The sequence below is a fragment of the Mucilaginibacter sp. genome (genome assembly GCF_039925265.1).
GTDB lineage: Bacteria > Bacteroidota > Bacteroidia > Sphingobacteriales > Sphingobacteriaceae > Mucilaginibacter.
On record NZ_JBDSZG010000041.1, the window covers coordinates 149,473 to 167,395 of the forward strand.

Sequence of the window (17,923 nt, forward strand, 5' to 3'; positions counted from 1 at the left end):
GCAATCCCATCGAACCGTAAATAAAAACCGTCCGGTTGTAAGTGCTCACAGCCCTCTTAGATAAGTTCTTATTTCGTTCTATTAATTCATTTATTGATTTTACTTCGCCTATACAGGTTGCTGTACACGCAATTCCATTTTTAATTTCGGTAAGGCAATCCGGACAAAGGCCCTTATTGCAATTTTTGCAAATAGCTACTGCTGGTGTGGTAACGTGGTTAAAGCAATTCATGTGATGAGGTTATAAGACTTCTAAGGTAATAATTCCGTAACAAAAAAAGCCCCGGCAAAACCGGGGCTTTAAATATTTATCCTACTCCCCCCCTTCAGGGGGTTGGGGGGCTTATTTCTTTAAAAACTTAAAGTTTTTACCAATAAAACGTGCAGAATCGCCCAATTCTTCTTCAATGCGCAATAACTGGTTGTATTTTGCTATCCTGTCTGAACGTGAAGCAGACCCGGTTTTGATCTGGCCACAGTTTAGGGCTACAGCTAAATCGGCAATGGTAACATCTTCTGTTTCGCCGCTACGGTGGCTCATTACTGACGTATAACCGTTGGTTTGTGCTAAACTAACCGCGTTGATGGTTTCGGTTAAGCTTCCAATCTGGTTTACTTTCACCAAAATAGAGTTAGCAGTATCGTTATCAATACCTTGTTGTAAGCGTTTTACGTTGGTTACAAACAAATCATCGCCCACTAATTGTACTTTGCTGCCCAATTTTTCGGTTAATAATTTCCAGCCGGCCCAATCATCTTCTGCCATACCATCTTCAATAGAGATGATAGGGTATTTACCTGCTAATTCGGCAAGGTATTCTACCTGCTCTTCGCTGGTGCGGATAGAGCCTTTTTCGCCTTCAAATTTGGTGTAATCGTATTTGCCGTCTTTGTAAAACTCAGAAGCAGCGCAATCAAAAGCAATAAAAATGTCAACACCTGGTTTGTAACCGGCTTTTTCGATAGCTTTCAGGATAGTTTCAACGCCATCTTCGGTACCATCAAAGGTTGGTGCAAAACCACCTTCGTCACCCACTGCGGTAGAAAGGCCGCGGTCGTGTAATATCTTTTTAAGGTTGTGAAACACTTCGGTACCCCAGCGCAAAGCTTCAGAGAAAGAAGAAGCACCAACTGGCATGATCATGAATTCCTGGAAAGCGATAGGCGCATCAGAGTGCGAGCCACCGTTTACGATGTTCATCATCGGGATAGGCAAAGTGTTTGCATTTACACCGCCAATGTAGCGGTATAAAGGCTGGCGGCTTTCCTGCGCTGCAGCTTTAGCAACCGCTAAAGAAACACCAAGAATAGCGTTAGCACCTAAATTGCCTTTGTTTTCGGTACCGTCAAGGTCAATCATGAGCTTGTCTATCAGGTTTTGCTCAAATACATCTATACCTTTAAGTTCGGCAGCAATTTTATCATTTACGTTGGCAACGGCTTTTAACACGCCTTTACCCATGTATACTTTCTTGTCATCATCGCGAAGCTCAACAGCTTCATGCATACCTGTTGAAGCACCAGAAGGTACTGCAGCACGGCCCAATGCGCCATTTTCGGTTAAAACATCTACCTCAATTGTAGGGTTACCGCGCGAATCAAGTATCTGGCGCGCATGAACATCAATTATTAAGCTCATAATTTATTATTGTTGTATTTTTTGGATTACTATACTAATTTGGTCGGCTAAGTTAAGCGCAAAATCAGCAAATCGCAACGTAAATTTTCTATTTGTTATGATTATTAATCAATTGTAGTAGGTATATGTTCCTTAGGCTTGGTGTTTTTACGGTTTATGCGATACATAACCGTTATAGCCAGGTTGTTTTTGGCCCCTGCGGTGGTAAGGTTGTAATTATACTGATCCAGCCAGCCGGCCTGCACGCTTAACGATTTATCAAACTGGTAGCCAAACGCCGCCGAAAAACGGTTACGTTCGAAGTGCGGCGCTACATTGTTCAAAAAGATTTCATCAAATACTGATACAAAGAAAGTTTTAGCTTCTATTTTTTTGTGGTTTAAGGGGACAACCAGGTTAAGGCGGTAGCGGAAACGGTTTCGGTAGATGCCGTTGAGCCAGCGCTGTTCGGCGCGGTAGCGGTGCTCTATTTTTATCCTGTCTAAAAAGGAGTTAATCGTCAGCTGTTCCCACATCCTAAACTCTTTTACTGTCGGCGGTGCATCTAAGTTGTTATAATCATAAGTTACATATCGCCCGGTACCTATCAGCGCGGTATAATTTTTGGCGATATCGTAGCTTATCCCACCTTTTGTTTCGTAATAAAAAAATTGATTAAATAGGGTGTTGGCACGTGCCTGCAGTTCAACGTATCCACCCCAATGGTGGGTGCTGTCGCCGGGTAAAACTACGGTGGCAATGCCCCATGTACCTGTTTTATTATTTTGAGCATTCGCGGTGTTTAAAAGTAACACCATAATGAGGGTTAATAGTACGGGGGCGGTATTTTTTAACATTTACTTAATATTATTTTAATGCAAATGTATTACCACAATATTAGCTGAATGTTAACATTACGACTCTTAATGTTATCATAATGTTAAGAATTGATTTTTAAATTGATGTGGGGATAACCATCCTTCGGCAGAATGATGGGTTTTTTTGCCGCAACTCTTAACATCGTGACCTGTTTCACCCCGCAACCTGTCGCCTATGCACCTCACTCAAATTCAATGCTCCGCCGTAGTTTTGGTATAAATTAAAAACAAACAGCTATGAAGCATTCCATTATCCAATACACCGTAAAAGAAGGGCGCGCCACCGAGAATGAGAGTTTAATTAAAGATGTATTTGCCCAACTACAGGAGAGTAAACCTGATGGCATAGAATATGTAGTGTATAAAACCGGCGACAGCTCTTTTATGCACATGATATCATTTGACAGCGATGACGCCAACGCGGCGTTTACCGAAATGCCCGCCTTTAAAGCATTTAGGGCTGCATTAAAAGAGCGTATAGAAACCCCGCCCGCACGTACAGAGGTAAGCCAGGTAGGGAATTATCAACCAAAATAATAAAACATGGAAACGAAAGAAATTGCACAAAAATTGACAGCCTATTGCCGTAAAGGCGATTGGCTGGGCGCTTACAACGAATTGTTTGCCGAAGATACTATCAATATTGAGCCAATTCCATCTCCTTTATCCGGCTTAGAAACCAAAGGGCTGGATAAAATAAAGGAGAAAGCAAAAGGCTATAATGCCATGGTTGTAAAATCGTACGGGTACACCGTATCGGAGCCATTGGTAGCCGGTAATGGCATAGCTTTTATATTAACAATGGATAACGACATGAAAGACCAGGGCCGATCTACCGTAAGTGAGCTATGCGTTTACGAAGTAAAGGACGGCAAGATCATCAAAGAACAATTTTATTACGAGCATTAAATTTTTAGAGATAAAAAGAGAGGGAGCCATAAAGGACTCCCTCTTTTTTACCTCTTGATTCCTGAATCTTACAATCTTGGGGCTCTTCCCTCTATTCCCATTTAAAGGTTTTTACGGCCACTGCGTAAACACCTATTCCCCATAGTAGTAAAATGAATAGTTGATGTGTAACATCGCCCAGGCCGGCACCTTCAAAGGCAACCTTGCGCATAGCGTTATTAAGGTGGGTGAGTGGCAACGCGTTGCTCACATATTGCAGCCATTTTGGAAACGCCGTAACCGAAAAGAAGGTACCCGATAACAAAAATTGCGGCAGCGTAATGATATTGGATAGCGGCGGCACCGTGCTTTCGTTTTTAGCGATGCCCGATACCGTAAACCCGAAGCCCATAAATATAATGAGCCCAATTGCCGAAAGGACGAGCATGTTTAATACCGTAACCACACCATGTATCAGCGTAAAGCCAAACATAAAGTGCCCCACCATAATAATAAATACGGCACCCAATAGCGAAAAGGTGAGCCTTGCCAACGCCTCGCCCAGTACAATACTGTAGCGTTTAACAGGCGTTGCAAAAAAGCGTTTGATTACCAGCGTAAGCCTTAAACTAATGAACACAAAGGCGGTACCAAACACCCCGCTGCTTAACAGCGAGAAGCCCAACTGCCCCGGAAGGATGAAATCGATGTATTTGTAGGCGCGGCCGGTAACCGTTGTTTCTCTAAGCTCGGCGCTTTGTGGCATGGCGGGCATTCCAATTTCTTTTAAAAGCTCGGCGTTCATTTGCAGCATAATATTGCTTAGTACCGATTTAAGGATACTGCCTTTATTAGACGAGGTAGTGTACTGCACGTTAACAGTATAAGGCGGTATAAATTTTTCGGGCGATGAAGTACTTGGCACCAAGGGTGAGGCTATTGTAAACGAAAATCTCTTCGTGGCAAAAGCATTTTTCTTGATATCTATAATGGCATCAAGACTTCCCTTAGATAGATTCTTGCCCATTTCATCGGCAGTTTGAGTGGTTATAAGATTAATCACACTAACCTTTCGCAACGCCTTATAAACAGGACTAAGCGTATCGCTGCCCTTCGCCACACCAACATCAACAGTTACACCCCCGCCGCCGATATTGGCAAACACTAAAATGAATATTAGCGGGAAGGCCAAACTAAAAACCACCGCCGATGGGCTGCGGATAATAGAACGGAAACTTGCTTTGGCGATGGCCAGCGTTGCGCGGGTATTACTGTATTGTTGGTTCATTTGTTCATTGGTTCAATAGTTCATTGGTCTTTTTCGCCTCACCCTGCCCTCTTCAAGAGAGAGGGTTCTACAATATTTTACTTAAAGTCCTCTCCTTTGGAGAGGATTTAGGTGAGGCTTTCTCTGCTAAGTTCTGCTCCCCCTTCAGGGGGCCGGGGGGCTATCCTTCCCGCCATTCCTTCCCTGTCAGGTTGATGAAAACATCCTCGAGGTTGGCATCTTTTACTTGTTTTTTGCGTTCGAAACCGCTTTCTATCAGTTTATCAATAAAATGGTCGGGGGTGTCTATACCTACAATATGGCCGCCGTCTACAAAAGCCACGCGGTCGCAAAGTACTTCAGCTTCATCCATGTAATGGGTGGTAATTACCACGGTGGTTCCGTTGTTGCGGATCTCGCGGATCAGGTCCCAAAGGTTGCGGCGGGCTTGTGGGTCGAGGCCGGTGGTGGGTTCATCCAAAAATATAATACGCGGATCATTTATTAAGGTGGTAGCTATGGAGAAGCGCTGCTTTTGTCCGCCGGAAAGTTCCTTGTATTTGGCTTTAGCCTTATCGGTAAGGGCGACTTTCTCCAGCATTTCCATCGGGCTTTTGGTGATGCCGTATAAGCCGCAGAAGAGGGAAATTAATTCCGACAGGTTGAGATTGGGGTAATACCCTGCTGTCTGCAACTGCACACCTATTATTTTTTTAATACTGTCGGCATCCTTATCTATCGAAAAACCGTCAACCATAACCTCACCCGATGTTTTTTCGCGCAGGGTTTCGATGATCTCCAGCGTGGTGGTTTTGCCTGCACCGTTGGGGCCAAGGAGGCCGAAGATCTCGCCCTCATAAACCTCAAAGCTGATGCCCTTTACCGCGGCGAAATCACCGTAGTTTTTTGTGAGATTATTAACCGTGATAATAGGTTGTTTTGCCATACCGTAAATATAGTAATGGATTTATGGTATTTGTGTATTGGCTTACGTTAGGACATTAAAATTCCATTAGATTTTGTAAGCTTAAAACTGTTAGTGGTGTATTGGGTGATGAATTAGATAGCTGTGCGCAAATCTGCGCCATCGGCGATGCCGTTTTGTAGAGATAAGGTATCAACAATATACTACTTGCCGCCCTTCTTCAACTCACTTCTATATTTCAGCACTTTGTTGCCGTTTTGTTGTTTATTTCGAAAGCCTGTTCATCAGCGCTGGCCTTGCGTTTTACCTTTGTGCCTTTTATGGTTTGGGTAACGGGTTGGGTATGCTTCTTTTCTATTTTGCCTTCTGCTTCAGATGCACCCCATTGCCAGTGTACGGTATCTCCTTTTTTCATAATTAATTGTTTTTGCCGGGGATAAAGCAATATACTGCCAGTTTAGCAGGTTAAGCAACCTATGCTGATAACTACCACTGCGGTAATTACAAGGGCTATCATTGAGTAAAGAGAAGGTATGGTAAGCGACGTTGTCATGATGTTTTTGTGTTGTTTTACAATACAAAGGTGCATCAGCGGGCAAAAATCGTTTAGCGTTATTAGGCGAAGTAGCGCAAAATGTCGGTGAATGGATTTGTAGGGGGAACGAGTGGGGCAGGCATTATCGGTGAAATGCGCAAGCATCGGTAAGCGGCGCTTTTTGGTGTGCGAATGCGGCTAAAGATTATTTACACAACCGGCAGTGTAACATAAAAAATCCGCATAGCCATTTGTTTATAGACTATGCGGAAGCGCAATAGTTTATTTTAACCGGCTAAATAACCCGGCCTTAGTTCCAAAACCCTTGTGTTTTAATTTGCGATGACGGATACCCCAGCTGCTTTAATAACTTGCGTAATTCGCTCACCATGGTGTTGTTGCCGGCCAGATAAAATACGGTGTGTGCCATATCATAGTGCTGCTGTATCACCCATTGTATAATACTGTGGTGCCCGTATACATCGGTCCGTTCGATAGGCTGCAGTGGCGACCAAAAATACTCCTCAAATAATTTGCGGTGATGCGGGTTGGCCATAAGCACCGCACCCGAAAAGCGTGCCCGTGGTATCACCATTTGCTGCAGGGCAAGCATATGGCCCATGCTGCTTTCGTCGCCCAGGCCAATAATGGCCGATGTACTTTGCGGTGCATGGCGGGTGCTGCCTATTTTAAGGTAATGCACAGCGTCATCTTTTTTCAGGCTGGCTGCCCATTGGCTGCCCGGGCCGTTGTGCGCGGCATCAATGTATAGCGTGCAGGTATGTGTTTCGGCATCCCAGCCACTTGGGGTATAATCGCGGTAGGTGAGGCTATCCACCTTAAATTTAATGTAAGGGATCTCCTGCCAGTTTTGTACATCGGCATGGGGCAGGTACAGGTCTATCTCTATCATGGTGGCGGGTTCCCAGTGGCGCACTTCCAGTACGCGGCCGCTTTGCAGCAGCCGGTGTTCCAGCAGGCGGCCTGCCCGGGCTTTTAGTTTATGTAAGGTAGATGTTTGCATTGGTGTGATATTTTAATATCGCAAAGTAAGGCAAGTACGAGCCTCCAGGCAATGGCCGCTTCGGGGTAATGATTGGACTATTTACGGGAATGCCTGCGAAATTCCAGTGGCGTAAGGTTGGCTGTCCGTTTAAATATGCGGGAGAAATAAGTATGATCTTCATATCCCAGGGTATGTGCTATCTCTTTGGTATTCATTTCGCTATAGTACAAAAGGCGTTTGGCTTCCAGCACAACTTCCTGCATTATCCAGTAGCTAACCGTCATGCCGGTGGTTTTTTTGAGGGCCTCGTTCAGGTACGATTCTGATACATTAATTTGCGCCGCATAGGCCGAAGGGCTTTTTATGGTGCGCATATTTTCGGTAAGCATTTTTTTGAATTGCTGGGCCAACTGTGCCGGCCGCGACAATTGTTGACTGTTGTTATTGGCGGTGCAATAGCAGCTTGCAGCTATCCCCAAAAAAGATTGAAGTAATGAATGTAAAACGGGCCGGTAAAAAGGGTCGTCTTCGTTACTTTGATATTTGTTTTCCAACAAAGTCAGTATGGCGTGGCATTCGTCTAACTGTTGCGGACTTAGTGGGTAGGGTTGCTGCAGTTGTAAATGGCCCTCAAATACCATGCGGTAATCCGGCGATATCAATGGCGTATCCACAGCGATGAACCAGCCATCGCCCAAATTGTATCGTGTGGGGTGATGCACCTGCCCCGGTAGCAGGTAAAACAGCGACCTTTCTGCAAAGTGCATTTCATGAAAATCGACCATGAGCGATGCACTGCCTTGCCGCAATACAAAAAATATGTAATGGTCATCGCGGTGTACGCCCAATTTTCCAACGTCCTTTGAATGGGCACCTGGTACAAAATGGCGTATATCCAGGCCATTGTTGCCCCTGTCCTGTATTTTATGTACCGGGATATCTTTCATGGTCGGCGGCAAAGTACTTTATTTGAAACCGATTATTGCGAACGAATCCTAAAATATTCTGTTATATCTTACTTCTTATCTCTTGCTTCTGGTCTCTTCTATCCGCCCATTAGCGAATATACTTCCTGCATATAGGCGGCCTCTTCCATAGCGGCCTGGAAATCTTCCCACTCATCGGTTGTAAAAGTAAACTGAATGTCGTTGGTTGGCGTGCGCATCACCACGCGTTCCTGTCCATCGGGGAAGGGGAAGGAGTGGCCGATAAAATCAAGGTCGGCGGCAAAATCCTTAAACTGCATAAACTGCTCGGGCGTAAAACTGAGAATGAGATTATGGTTCCAGATGAAAACACAATGGCATTCGGAGCACCGGCTAATTACCGAAGCCCCTTTCTGACTAAGAACTTTTGCGTCGCACATAGGTAGGTGGATTAAAGAGTTTGTGCCTGCTCTATTGGCAAAATACCGCACCAACAGTATCCGCCATAAAAGCAGGGCTTAAGTTTTCATAGCCGTTATTACCGGCTCACATCAGCAAAGTAAAACCTTATTTAGAATAAATCCAAATAAAAATAACGAATTTTATTTTTATAGCGACTCGGCGCGTTAGGAGGAATTATGGCATTGTTAAAGTTTGAAAAGAGGACGTAATTCTGTATTTTCGTCTAAAACCAACTCACCATCACAGAATGAAAAACCTTTTATTGATCGCCGTTTTGGCCTTGGGCATATCGGCCTGCCAATCGCCGGAAAAAAAATCAACCGATGTCTCGGCAATCCCGTCGACTTACACCGTGCCCGAGGATAGCGCAATTACAAAAGCCGTGCATGATGCCTATGCCGCCATCAGTTTTAAAAAAGGGGAGAAGCCCCGGTTTGATGAGATAGGTAATTACTTTATCCCGCAGGCACAGCTGATCAATTTCCGCACCGATACAGCAGACATAACTGCCCTGCCGCAATTCATTACACTTTATAAGCAATTTGTGACCGGTGGCCATATAGATATGTTTTACGAAGAAGAGGCGTTCGGCAAGACGGAACAGTTTGGCCGGGTGGCGCATCGCATCAGTACCTATAATACCTATTTAAATACCAGGGATACCATCGCCGAGCGCGGTGTAAACAGCTTCCAACTAATAAAAACACCAAAAGGATGGAAAGTGAGCAGTATTATATGGGATGTAGAAAGTAAGAAACTGTCAATACCCGCTTATTACCTGAAGAAGTAACAAGCAAATGCCCGAGTATCTGGAGAAGAGTTAACTTGCTTTAGGGCCGGAGTATGGCAAATAATATCTCCGGCCCGAGAGGTTTAACTTATGCCGCTAAGGTTGCGTATCAGAAGTGCTTTTGGATTTAAATATAGAGTATCCCAACCCTATGCCAAACCAGGGTTTGCTTTTATAATCCCAGTTGCGGCCAACATTGCCGCCCAAATAATCGATACCCGTAAATGCGCCTATCTGAAAGTTATCTATCTGGAATAAATACCCCAGGTGCCAGGTAAATGCGGCAAGGTTAGTTTCTGAAGTAACCGTGCTTTTTGTATTACCCGGGGTAACACCAATGGAAGTAAGTGCTATTCCGGTTAGTAGGTTATGTGAATATTTCTTACTTGGCGAGTACTTGTAGCCTATAGAAAGACCTATGCTCACATCATTGGCAAAAGTAAAGTCGCGGTGGTGGTTAGGGTCTGATGTTTCGCCGCCGAAGCGTAATTTAATTGGCAGCACCAATGCGCCGAGTGTGAAGCTATGGCGATTAAGCCGTTTATCGCAACTGTTTACAAATACCTTTAATGGTAATTTAAAATAACGATCTATTGTTCCCGCCTTTCCGGTAGTTTGGTCGGTTGTTGAACTTACAAAAGTTGTGTTTAAGTTTTTTCGCCTGTTTTTTTCGGCATCGTCTACACCGTCGGGATTCCAGATTAAAAAGCGGATAACGAAATTTCCGTCATCCAGTATTTTAGTTACCCTAAACTCTATGCCGGTAGGGATATCGGTGTCAGAACCTGCTATATCCACACCTTTTCCGTTACATCTCAGCAAAGTCTCAGACGTTAGGAAAGTGTATACATTATCGTAGATAGATTTATCTACAGTTTGTGAGAATGCTGGCTTGCAGCTAAAAAGTAACGCGATCAACAATAGTTTATATTTCATGACGATAAGATTTTGAATGTTTATGTCAAAAATATAAAGGAAACTTAGGTATGGTTACCGTAAAAATACCCTAATAATATCGGTATAAAACAGGGGGTATCGGCAGGTAAATTCTATCGCTAACGCACATGGAATGAGATTGGCAAGCAATAATTCACATTGTCAATATCTAAGAAATCTGTGGAATCAATCTTAATCGGTGTAGTCCCTAATAATTACTTCATCAAATTAATAAAATCGTCAAATAAATAACGGCTGTCATGCGGGCCGGGAGATGATTCTGGGTGGTATTGTACCGAAAATGCTTTTTTACCTTTTACACGGATGCCTTCTATCGACTGATCGTTAAGGTTTACGTGGGTGATCTCTACCTTTTCGGACGCCCTTACGGCTTCCGGAACCACGCCAAAGCCATGGTTTTGTGAGGTAACTTCGCAATGGTTGATGATCACATTCTTCACCGGGTGGTTTAAGCCACGGTGCCCGTTAAACATTTTTTTAGTCGGGATATCATTAGCCAATGCCAGTAACTGGTGGCCGAGGCAGATGCCAAATAATGGTTTATCGGCAGTTAATATTTCTTTTACAGTATCAATAGCGTACGGCATGGCAGATGGATCGCCGGGGCCGTTGGAGATAAAATATCCCGATGGTGCAAAATCCTTTTCCATTTCTGCAAAAGTGGTTTTTGCAGGATAAACCTTCGCGTAAACATCGCGGTCGTCAAAATTACGCAGGATGTTCTTTTTAACGCCAAGGTCTAAAACAGCTACACGGTAGGCAGCGCTTTCGCTACCAAATGTGTAAGTTTCTTTGGTGGAAACCTGCGAAGAAAGCTCGAGGCCATCCATATCCGGTGCTTCGGCCAATTTGGCTTTCAGTTCTTCCAGATCTAATATTTCTGAAGATATAATAGCATTCATGGCACCTTTATCGCGGATGTGGCGAACCAACTGGCGGGTATCTATATCAGAGATTCCTACAATGTTTTGCCCCTGGAAATAATCCTGTATCGATTCATCCGCCTGTTTGCGGCTATAGGCAATGTTGTAGTTTTTACAAACCAAACCGGCTATTTGTATCTGGCCCGATTCTACCTCTTCGTTAGCAATACCGTAGTTACCAATGTGGGCATTGGTAGCCACCATTATTTGTCCAAAGTACGATGGGTCGGTAAAAATTTCCTGGTAACCTGTCATCCCGGTGTTAAAGCAGATCTCGCCGGTGGTGGTGCCTATTTTGCCGGCGGCCTTGCCGTAGAAAACGGTGCCATCGGCCAACAATAATATAGCAGGCAATTTGGTGTAGTGATTCATTTTGCAAAAAAATTTAAAGGGTAATTCGTTCGGATTTTCTGGCACGAAGCTCCGTAAAAACTGGACGGAAGATTGAAGTAAAACACCTCTTTAGTCACGCCGCAAAAGTAGGTATTAAATTTCGAATTGAAAATACCTGCTCCCGATTTTTTTAAAATATCACCAATAACTTAAAGAAGTTTACTTCCCGCTGTTACCCCAAAAGAAAGTTGTTTTAAGGCAATGAGTACACCAAAAGGGCCTTACCGGTAAAAACGGGAGAAATTTCTTGAGATAAAAATTACGCGGCTTACGATCGGTATGGTTCATAGGTTTACCACAGTAAACACAGGGATATATTTTTTCGGCCATTAAAATTGGATAGTATTATATGATATAATTGGGTTGCCCCTAAAGTATAAAATATTAAATAAATGTAAAGCAATGGTGATGTTTTTTCATTCGAATAAATCCCGAATGAGTTTCTAACTTTGCGGGCAGAAATTACACCAACTAAAAAGCTATGTCGGTAAACAAGGAAGTAAAGCGCATTACCGTGCACACCCTGCAGGAAATGAAAAACCGCGGCGATAAAATTGCCATGCTCACTGCATACGATTATTCCATGGCATTAATAGTAGATAATGCCGGTACCGATATTATTTTGGTTGGCGATTCGGCTTCCAATGTAATGGCCGGGCACGAAACCACCTTACCCATCACCTTAGACCAGATGATATACCACGCCGCATCAGTAGTGCGTGCAGCTAAGCGCTCGCTGGTGGTGGTAGATCTTCCCTTTGGCTCTTACCAGGGTAACTCAAAAGAGGCCTTAGCTTCGGCCATACGTATCATGAAAGAAGCCGGTGCACACGCCGTGAAACTGGAGGGTGGGGTAGAAATTGCAGAATCCATCAGCCGGATATTAACGGCCGGCATACCGGTAATGGGCCATTTGGGCCTTACGCCGCAGTCGATATATAAATTTGGCACTTACACGGTTCGCGCCAGGGAAGATGCCGAAGCCGCAAAACTGAAAGAAGATGCTTTAAAACTACAGGAGCTGGGCTGCTTTGGTATCGTGCTGGAGAAGATCCCGTCTAAACTGGCTAAAGAAGTAAGCGAAAGCCTGAATATCCCAACCGTTGGTATAGGTGCCGGGCAGCATTGCAGCGGCCAGGTATTGGTGATACACGATATGCTGGGACTTAACAAAGGCTTTAAGCCCCGCTTTTTGCGCCAATACGCAAACCTTTACGATGTAATGGATGGCGCTATAAAAAACTACGTAAGCGATGTAAGGGCGAACAACTTCCCGAACGAGAAAGAGGAATATTAGGTATTTCATGGCGTATGGTTGATAGTTCATAGCTGAGCTGCCAACATACGATATACCATGAACTATCATCCATGAACTATGAACTAAAGAAATGGCCCGCCCCGAACATAATTACACCAACCACGATATTACCGATAAGGATATCCTTTACGAGGATAACCACCTGATTGCCGTAAATAAGCGCGCCGGCGATATTGTGCAGGTAGATGATACCATGGATGAGCCTTTGGACGAGAAGGTAAAAAAATACATCGCCCAAAAATACAGCAAACCCAACGGTGCTTTCCTGGGCGTGGTACACCGGCTGGACAGGCCCGTAAGCGGCGTGATCCTGTTCGCCAAAACCAGTAAGGCGCTGGAGCGGATAAATAAGCTGTTTAAAGGCCGCGAAATGCATAAAACCTATTATGCCATTACCCGTAAACGGCCCCAGCCCGAAGCTGGCACCCTGGTTCACTGGCTGATAAAAAACCCGCAGAAAAATGTTACCAAGGCCCACGATAAAGAAGTACAGGGAAGCCTCCGTTCGGAACTGAGCTACAAGCTTGTAGGCGAACTGGATGGCTATTATGTAATAGAGGTTGACCCGATCACCGGCCGCCCACACCAGATACGCGTTCAATTATCCACCCTTGGCTGCCCCATAGTAGGCGATAATAAATATGGTTATCCGCGCGGCAGCCTGCGCAAAAGTATTTGCCTGCATGCACGCCGCCTGCAATTTGTGCATCCCGTAAAAAACGAACCTATCCTTATTGTGGCCCCATTACCAAAGGATGGTTTTTGGGAGAAGTTTGAGGGTTTGGTGAGGTAGGAGGCGGTTTTTATTACATCCCCTTAGCTTCTTCCCAAATCTTCTCATCTACTAAAACACCTTCGGCCATACTTCTCTCTCTCGTGCGCAGCATGTTTTCGCCGGGATATAAAATTTCGCTACCGTCTATCGTTGCACTGGTTTTGGTATAGGCGATGATCTCGTTTATCAATGCCTCGTTCTGTTCTCCATTGGCTTTTATAGCGATAAATACCTGCGATACGCCTGTTTCCCTTCGGCCGCTTTGGGTAACGGCAGCGGTTGAACTTCCGCCACTGAGGATAGTAGCCAGTAGATCCAGCACCAGCGACAAGCCTGAGCCCTTCCAGAAACCGATAGGTAACGCCCTTTTTGTTGCTAAGATGGCCGCGGCATCAGTGGTTAAATTTCCTTCGGCATCATAGCCTCCGGGTAGGGGTAATTGTTTGTTTTGTGCTTCGTGTTGCCAAAGTTTGCCAAAAGAGAATTGCGTCATGGCCATATCCAGTACAATGTGGCCGTCCGCTCTCGGTACCGAAATAACTAAGGGGTTGTTTCCAAGCCGTGGTTCGGTGCCGCCCCAGGGAGGTAAATTGGCGGTTGTATTGGTAAAGCAAATGCCTACGCAGCCAGCCTCGGCGGCCTGCCAGCCGTAGGTGCCGCCCCGCATCCAGTGGTTTGTGTTTTTTATAGCTACGCAGCCTATGCCATTCTCATGGGCAAGGGTAATTGCCCTGCCCATGCTCAGGCGCGCGTTCAGCATTCCCGTTGCAAAATTGCCGTCCCATTGCTCTACCGCGCCAAATGCGTTTATCAGCGTTGGGTCGGCATTGGGGGTAACTAATCCTTCTTTTAAGTAATCTACAAACACGCGGAAACGGTTTAGTCCGTGAGAGGCCACGCCATCGCGGCTGTTATCGGCAAATATACCGGCGCAGGCATCCGCTTTGTCATCTGCAAGGCCAAGGGAGAGCAGTACCCTTTTCAATTCGGCCTTAAGTAATAGATAAGGTATACGCATGGTTGGTTGGTCTGGCGAATGGTTAATGGGGTGGGTAATTAACAGCACTTAAACTATCAGCTTTATTTATAAGGTGCAATTTAAAACTTTACAACGTAATCAACCAATCCACTCAATATATCCCGGCGTAAAATAATGACGCGTTAACAGAGTTATATTGATGCTGTGGGCTTGTATGTAAAGGGAATTCCTATTTTTGCAATTAATTAAGGATGAAGAAAAAGATAAAATTTTGGTGTTTACCCGCATTGGTGCTTATTGCATTTGCCGTTAATTCCTGTAAAAAAACAGATCAAAGCAATATCCCCAATTTACTAACCATCAGGCAGTGGGAGCTGGCATCTGTACAGGTATATAATTATATAGGCGATACGCAGATGTCTACCGATACTGTAACTTGTGATACTACCCAAATATTTAAATTTTTTAAAGATGGCAGCTGCACCTATACCAATTTCGATTGTAAAATACAGCCCATTGCCCAAGGCAAGTACAGTTTAAGCGATACCAAGCTCACCCTATTTGCAGATATGACCTGTTTGGATAACAGCACAACCGGTAGTTCAAAACCATTTGCCAATGCGCAGATTAGTAACCTTGGCGAGTTTTCGATGGTGTTGCAAACGGGTGATACGCAGGCTTACTACACATCTAACCAGCCGCGAACCATCTATCGTTGGGGATTTATACGCCAAAAAGAAGTAGTTACACGATAACTTGTTAAATTTTTATACTTTGCAGTACAATAGCTACCATTTATTTTGAAAAAGAGAATCGCCATTTTTGCTTCCGGATCAGGCTCTAACGCTCAGAAAATAATGGAGCATTTTAAACGTAATGCCGATGCTGAGGTTGTACTGATACTCACCAATAATCCGCAAGCCTACGTTTTACAGCGTGCCGATAATTTTGAGATCCCATCGCATATATTCAACCGCGCCGAATTTTACGATAGCGACGATGTAATAGCGTTGCTGAAAAACCTGCAGGTAGATATTATTGTATTGGCCGGTTTCTTATGGCTGGTGCCTAAAAGCTTACTAAACGCGTTCCCCAACAAAATTATTAACCTGCACCCGGCGCTGCTGCCCAAGTTTGGCGGTAAGGGTATGTATGGCGATAATGTGCACAAGGCCGTTTTAGCCGCGGGCGAAGAAGAATCGGGCATTACTATTCACTTTGTAAATGCCGAGTTTGACGAGGGGGAGGTTATTCACCAGTCGAAATTTAAGATCGAGCCCGGTGATACCCTGGAGATCGTAAAATTTAAGGGCCAGCAGTTAGAGCATATGCATTTCCCGAAGGTAATAGAGAATTTGTTGAAGAAGATGCGGAGTTAGCCCGCGCTTTCTTTCCACCTGCTTTGCAGTAAGGCATATAATTCTTCAAAATCATATTGTAGCGAATTAGCAGTAATGCTAATTGGCGTTTTATACGATTTGTAATTCATGGCAGCAAGCTTTTTCATAATGGCATTGGTTTGGCGGTTAATGTAATCATCGGGATTGCTTACGTAAACCATAATGAGTTTTTGCCCGCCAATTTCTATTACATCAATATTTTCGATAACGGCCCAGGATATAAGGCCAAAGGAGAACCCACTCGCATTATCTACAATACCTTCTGCATTTACGACCAATCCGGGCTTGGTATCAAATAGTTTTTTGGCAAGGCACCACGCGCAAAACCCGAAGAATGCTATTGCTGCAAAGCCGATAATGTACGTAAATACCGGATAGGGCTGATTGCCGAAAAGTCTGACATCCGGATGGGTAACAAACCAAAACCCGGCAGCAACAAAGGCCAGCGAACCCGCGGTCATAAATAAAAGCTTCTTTTTACTTAGGGGAATCTCAACCGTAGCGGCTAGTTGCAGGGTATTGGCCATAATGGTGTGATTGTGATGCCCTAAAATAGCAAGCTTTGCGCACAGCTGCAAATTGGCCCTGCAGAAACTACTTCACTTTCACAAAATGTTCAGAACATCCCTCGTAACATCTTATTGGCTCAATCGGGCTAATCCCGAGTGAATCACCTTTTATACGGTAGTAGTAATTTTGGTAGTTGCTACCGTCGGCATGCGTCATGGTAAGGGTGACCGAATCTTTTAGACTGTACTTTTTATATTCATTTCCCGGCGTCCATTCCATGGTGCCGTTTACGCTCAACTGCAAATAATTATTGTTATTGGTTGCCGGTGCCCAATACTGCGGGCCGCCATTGCTCATACGACTGCCTACATAGCGCCATTTGCCTACTAAAGACGCATTTGGCGTGGCGCCCTGTTTATTTGTACACCCTACCGCAATTATGGCGATGGCGAATATTACAAATGAAATTTTTGCGACGGTTCTCATGGCTTGTTTTATTGATCAATCTTTGTAAATCTTTCACCGCAGCCCTCAATGCACATGATCGGGCCGGCAGGGCTCATGGTAAGTTCATTACCCTTAATACTGTACCGAAAGTTTTGTTTGGTGATATGGTCTGTTTCTGTAAAAATGAGGGTGACGCTGTCTTTTTCTGTATAGCTTTCGTAATTAACAAACGCCGTGCCTGCCAACGTTCCGTCTGTATTAAACTGTACATATTCGGTATTTGAGGCGCTTACAGGCAAATATTTTCCACTGCCATCGCCTGGGTCAGCATAAGTAGCAGATAGCTTCCATTTGCCCTGCAGCGAAGTGTTCACCAGGAATTTGCTTTCTTTCCCACAGGCGACAATAAGTAGAATCAAGGCAATTGCTGAAAATTTTGCAATAGTTTTCATGTGTAGGTATTTGTAGTTTGTTTTTAGTTGGCCTTGGTAAAGTAATAACCGCAACCGGCATCAAAACAACGTATGGGGCCGTCGGGTACCAGGTTTAGTTCATCGCCATTTATGGTGTACCGGTAATTTTGAGTGGTGGTATGGTCATCAGCGGTAAAAACAAGGGTCGCGCTATCTTTTATCACATAGCTTTCATAATTATCCAAAACGGTGCCATCTAAAGTACCATCGGCATTAAATTGCAGATACCCCGGTGTTGGCGGGGTTATACGTACCGGCATACCTGTGCCATCGGTGGTTTGCACTTCGGCTTGCCATTTGCCCGATAAGGTAGCGTTTATTGCAGGCTTACTTTCTTTTTTGCAAGCGGCTAAAAACAGCAATATTGCCATTGCCGATAGTTTGATTAAAGTTTTCATCGTTGGCTTTTTTAACATTACGGGTCACATCGCCATAACGCTACATATAAAGCAT

At 44.4% G+C, this 17,923-nt stretch carries 22 protein-coding genes; 7 read left to right on the forward strand and 15 right to left on the reverse strand.

Going from position 1 to position 17,923, the window contains the following annotated elements; all coding sequences use genetic code 11:
- Positions 1–343: 343 nt before the first annotated feature.
- Both eno and ABIX36_RS18700 read right to left on the reverse strand, forming a co-directional pair.
- Positions 344–1,639 (reverse strand): phosphopyruvate hydratase, encoded by a 1,296-nt coding sequence (gene eno / locus ABIX36_RS18695; protein WP_348083691.1) that lies wholly within the window; start codon positions 1,637–1,639, stop codon positions 344–346.
- Between the two features lie 104 nt (positions 1,640–1,743).
- The gene (locus tag ABIX36_RS18700) at positions 1,744–2,475 is read right to left on the reverse strand and encodes a DUF2490 domain-containing protein (RefSeq protein ID WP_348083692.1); all 732 of its coding nucleotides are present in this window, start codon (positions 2,473–2,475) and stop codon (positions 1,744–1,746) included.
- A 258-nt stretch (positions 2,476–2,733) separates the two neighbouring features.
- Here ABIX36_RS18700 and ABIX36_RS18705 point away from each other — a divergent pair, with 258 nt between their 5' ends.
- Complete coding sequence (locus ABIX36_RS18705; protein WP_348083693.1) at positions 2,734–3,033, forward strand: antibiotic biosynthesis monooxygenase; 300 nt, start codon at positions 2,734–2,736, stop codon at positions 3,031–3,033.
- A gap of 6 nt (positions 3,034–3,039) precedes the next feature.
- Complete coding sequence (locus tag ABIX36_RS18710; protein ID WP_348083694.1) at positions 3,040–3,405, forward strand: nuclear transport factor 2 family protein; 366 nt, start codon at positions 3,040–3,042, stop codon at positions 3,403–3,405.
- A gap of 91 nt (positions 3,406–3,496) precedes the next feature.
- Here ABIX36_RS18710 and ABIX36_RS18715 read toward each other — a convergent pair whose 3' ends face one another.
- From ABIX36_RS18715 to ABIX36_RS18740, 6 genes are all read right to left on the reverse strand, one after another.
- Positions 3,497–4,672 (reverse strand): ABC transporter permease, encoded by a 1,176-nt coding sequence (locus ABIX36_RS18715; RefSeq protein ID WP_348083695.1) that lies wholly within the window; start codon positions 4,670–4,672, stop codon positions 3,497–3,499.
- A gap of 160 nt (positions 4,673–4,832) precedes the next feature.
- Complete coding sequence (locus tag ABIX36_RS18720) at positions 4,833–5,597, reverse strand: ABC transporter ATP-binding protein (protein WP_348083696.1); 765 nt, start codon at positions 5,595–5,597, stop codon at positions 4,833–4,835.
- Between the two features lie 217 nt (positions 5,598–5,814).
- Positions 5,815–5,991 (reverse strand): DUF2945 domain-containing protein, encoded by a 177-nt coding sequence (locus ABIX36_RS18725; protein ID WP_348083697.1) that lies wholly within the window; start codon positions 5,989–5,991, stop codon positions 5,815–5,817.
- 430 nt (positions 5,992–6,421) lie between these two features.
- Positions 6,422–7,135 carry an SIP domain-containing protein gene (locus tag ABIX36_RS18730; protein ID WP_348083698.1) on the reverse strand — a complete coding sequence of 238 codons (714 nt, stop codon included), beginning with the start codon at positions 7,133–7,135 and terminating at the stop codon, positions 6,422–6,424.
- A gap of 77 nt (positions 7,136–7,212) precedes the next feature.
- Positions 7,213–8,064, reverse strand: coding sequence for a helix-turn-helix transcriptional regulator (locus ABIX36_RS18735; RefSeq protein ID WP_348083699.1), 852 nt, complete (start codon positions 8,062–8,064; stop codon positions 7,213–7,215).
- A 98-nt stretch (positions 8,065–8,162) separates the two neighbouring features.
- Positions 8,163–8,483 (reverse strand): DUF6686 family protein, encoded by a 321-nt coding sequence (locus ABIX36_RS18740; RefSeq protein ID WP_348083700.1) that lies wholly within the window; start codon positions 8,481–8,483, stop codon positions 8,163–8,165.
- 269 nt (positions 8,484–8,752) lie between these two features.
- Here ABIX36_RS18740 and ABIX36_RS18745 point away from each other — a divergent pair, with 269 nt between their 5' ends.
- Positions 8,753–9,295, forward strand: a complete 543-nt coding sequence (locus ABIX36_RS18745) for a hypothetical protein (protein ID WP_348083701.1) — start codon at positions 8,753–8,755, stop codon at positions 9,293–9,295.
- A gap of 96 nt (positions 9,296–9,391) precedes the next feature.
- Here the strand turns inward: ABIX36_RS18745 and ABIX36_RS18750 are convergent, their stop codons facing one another.
- A complete protein-coding gene (locus ABIX36_RS18750; RefSeq protein ID WP_348083702.1) occupies positions 9,392–10,231 on the reverse strand; it encodes a hypothetical protein in 840 nt (279 codons plus the stop codon).
- 215 nt (positions 10,232–10,446) lie between these two features.
- Positions 10,447–11,547, reverse strand: a complete 1,101-nt coding sequence (gene carA / locus ABIX36_RS18755; RefSeq protein WP_128535851.1) for a glutamine-hydrolyzing carbamoyl-phosphate synthase small subunit — start codon at positions 11,545–11,547, stop codon at positions 10,447–10,449.
- 502 nt (positions 11,548–12,049) lie between these two features.
- On the opposite strand from carA, the gene panB reads away from it, so the two are divergent.
- Entirely contained in the window at positions 12,050–12,865 is an 816-nt protein-coding gene (gene panB / locus ABIX36_RS18760; protein WP_348083703.1) for a 3-methyl-2-oxobutanoate hydroxymethyltransferase, read from the forward strand.
- Between the two features lie 91 nt (positions 12,866–12,956).
- A complete protein-coding gene (locus ABIX36_RS18765) occupies positions 12,957–13,679 on the forward strand; it encodes an RluA family pseudouridine synthase (protein WP_348083704.1) in 723 nt (240 codons plus the stop codon).
- A 13-nt stretch (positions 13,680–13,692) separates the two neighbouring features.
- On the opposite strand, the gene yiaK is transcribed toward ABIX36_RS18765, so the two are convergent.
- The gene (yiaK, locus tag ABIX36_RS18770; protein WP_348083705.1) at positions 13,693–14,727 is read right to left on the reverse strand and encodes a 3-dehydro-L-gulonate 2-dehydrogenase; all 1,035 of its coding nucleotides are present in this window, start codon (positions 14,725–14,727) and stop codon (positions 13,693–13,695) included.
- A 164-nt stretch (positions 14,728–14,891) separates the two neighbouring features.
- On the opposite strand from yiaK, the gene ABIX36_RS18775 reads away from it, so the two are divergent.
- A complete protein-coding gene (locus ABIX36_RS18775) occupies positions 14,892–15,395 on the forward strand; it encodes a hypothetical protein (RefSeq protein WP_348083706.1) in 504 nt (167 codons plus the stop codon).
- A gap of 45 nt (positions 15,396–15,440) precedes the next feature.
- Entirely contained in the window at positions 15,441–16,019 is a 579-nt protein-coding gene (gene purN, locus ABIX36_RS18780) for a phosphoribosylglycinamide formyltransferase (RefSeq protein ID WP_348083707.1), read from the forward strand.
- Here purN and ABIX36_RS18785 read toward each other — a convergent pair.
- From ABIX36_RS18785 to ABIX36_RS18800, 4 genes are all read right to left on the reverse strand, one after another.
- Entirely contained in the window at positions 16,016–16,567 is a 552-nt protein-coding gene (locus ABIX36_RS18785; RefSeq protein WP_348083708.1) for an STM3941 family protein, read from the reverse strand. The two genes, purN and ABIX36_RS18785, sit on opposite strands and share 4 nt — an antisense overlap.
- 67 nt (positions 16,568–16,634) lie before the next feature.
- Positions 16,635–17,036, reverse strand: coding sequence for a hypothetical protein (locus ABIX36_RS18790; RefSeq protein ID WP_348083709.1), 402 nt, complete (start codon positions 17,034–17,036; stop codon positions 16,635–16,637).
- Positions 17,037–17,044: 8 nt separating this feature from the next.
- Entirely contained in the window at positions 17,045–17,449 is a 405-nt protein-coding gene (locus ABIX36_RS18795; protein ID WP_348083710.1) for a lipocalin family protein, read from the reverse strand.
- Between the two features lie 23 nt (positions 17,450–17,472).
- Positions 17,473–17,868 carry a lipocalin family protein gene (locus ABIX36_RS18800; RefSeq protein ID WP_348083711.1) on the reverse strand — a complete coding sequence of 132 codons (396 nt, stop codon included), beginning with the start codon at positions 17,866–17,868 and terminating at the stop codon, positions 17,473–17,475.
- Between the last annotated feature and the right edge of the window lie 55 nt (positions 17,869–17,923).

What these genes read in the sequence shown, in the direction of transcription:
- ABIX36_RS18795 (WP_348083710.1), bottom strand. Translation starts at nt 17,449, where the DNA reads ATGAAAACTATTGCAAAATTTTCAGCAATTGCCTTGATTCTACTTATT.
- ABIX36_RS18745 (WP_348083701.1), top strand. Translation starts at nt 8,753, where the DNA reads ATGAAAAACCTTTTATTGATCGCCGTTTTGGCCTTGGGCATATCGGCC.
- ABIX36_RS18710 (WP_348083694.1), top strand. Translation starts at nt 3,040, where the DNA reads ATGGAAACGAAAGAAATTGCACAAAAATTGACAGCCTATTGCCGTAAA.
- ABIX36_RS18740 (WP_348083700.1), bottom strand. Translation starts at nt 8,483, where the DNA reads ATGTGCGACGCAAAAGTTCTTAGTCAGAAAGGGGCTTCGGTAATTAGC.
- eno (WP_348083691.1), bottom strand. Translation starts at nt 1,639, where the DNA reads ATGAGCTTAATAATTGATGTTCATGCGCGCCAGATACTTGATTCGCGC.
- ABIX36_RS18720 (WP_348083696.1), bottom strand. Translation starts at nt 5,597, where the DNA reads ATGGCAAAACAACCTATTATCACGGTTAATAATCTCACAAAAAACTAC.
- ABIX36_RS18735 (WP_348083699.1), bottom strand. Translation starts at nt 8,064, where the DNA reads ATGAAAGATATCCCGGTACATAAAATACAGGACAGGGGCAACAATGGC.
- ABIX36_RS18730 (WP_348083698.1), bottom strand. Translation starts at nt 7,135, where the DNA reads ATGCAAACATCTACCTTACATAAACTAAAAGCCCGGGCAGGCCGCCTG.
- ABIX36_RS18765 (WP_348083704.1), top strand. Translation starts at nt 12,957, where the DNA reads ATGGCCCGCCCCGAACATAATTACACCAACCACGATATTACCGATAAG.
- ABIX36_RS18790 (WP_348083709.1), bottom strand. Translation starts at nt 17,036, where the DNA reads ATGAGAACCGTCGCAAAAATTTCATTTGTAATATTCGCCATCGCCATA.
- ABIX36_RS18700 (WP_348083692.1), bottom strand. Translation starts at nt 2,475, where the DNA reads ATGTTAAAAAATACCGCCCCCGTACTATTAACCCTCATTATGGTGTTA.
- panB (WP_348083703.1), top strand. Translation starts at nt 12,050, where the DNA reads ATGTCGGTAAACAAGGAAGTAAAGCGCATTACCGTGCACACCCTGCAG.
- ABIX36_RS18750 (WP_348083702.1), bottom strand. Translation starts at nt 10,231, where the DNA reads ATGAAATATAAACTATTGTTGATCGCGTTACTTTTTAGCTGCAAGCCA.
- ABIX36_RS18785 (WP_348083708.1), bottom strand. Translation starts at nt 16,567, where the DNA reads ATGGCCAATACCCTGCAACTAGCCGCTACGGTTGAGATTCCCCTAAGT.
- carA (WP_128535851.1), bottom strand. Translation starts at nt 11,547, where the DNA reads ATGAATCACTACACCAAATTGCCTGCTATATTATTGTTGGCCGATGGC.
- ABIX36_RS18715 (WP_348083695.1), bottom strand. Translation starts at nt 4,672, where the DNA reads ATGAACCAACAATACAGTAATACCCGCGCAACGCTGGCCATCGCCAAA.
- ABIX36_RS18705 (WP_348083693.1), top strand. Translation starts at nt 2,734, where the DNA reads ATGAAGCATTCCATTATCCAATACACCGTAAAAGAAGGGCGCGCCACC.
- ABIX36_RS18775 (WP_348083706.1), top strand. Translation starts at nt 14,892, where the DNA reads ATGAAGAAAAAGATAAAATTTTGGTGTTTACCCGCATTGGTGCTTATT.
- ABIX36_RS18725 (WP_348083697.1), bottom strand. Translation starts at nt 5,991, where the DNA reads ATGAAAAAAGGAGATACCGTACACTGGCAATGGGGTGCATCTGAAGCA.
- ABIX36_RS18800 (WP_348083711.1), bottom strand. Translation starts at nt 17,868, where the DNA reads ATGAAAACTTTAATCAAACTATCGGCAATGGCAATATTGCTGTTTTTA.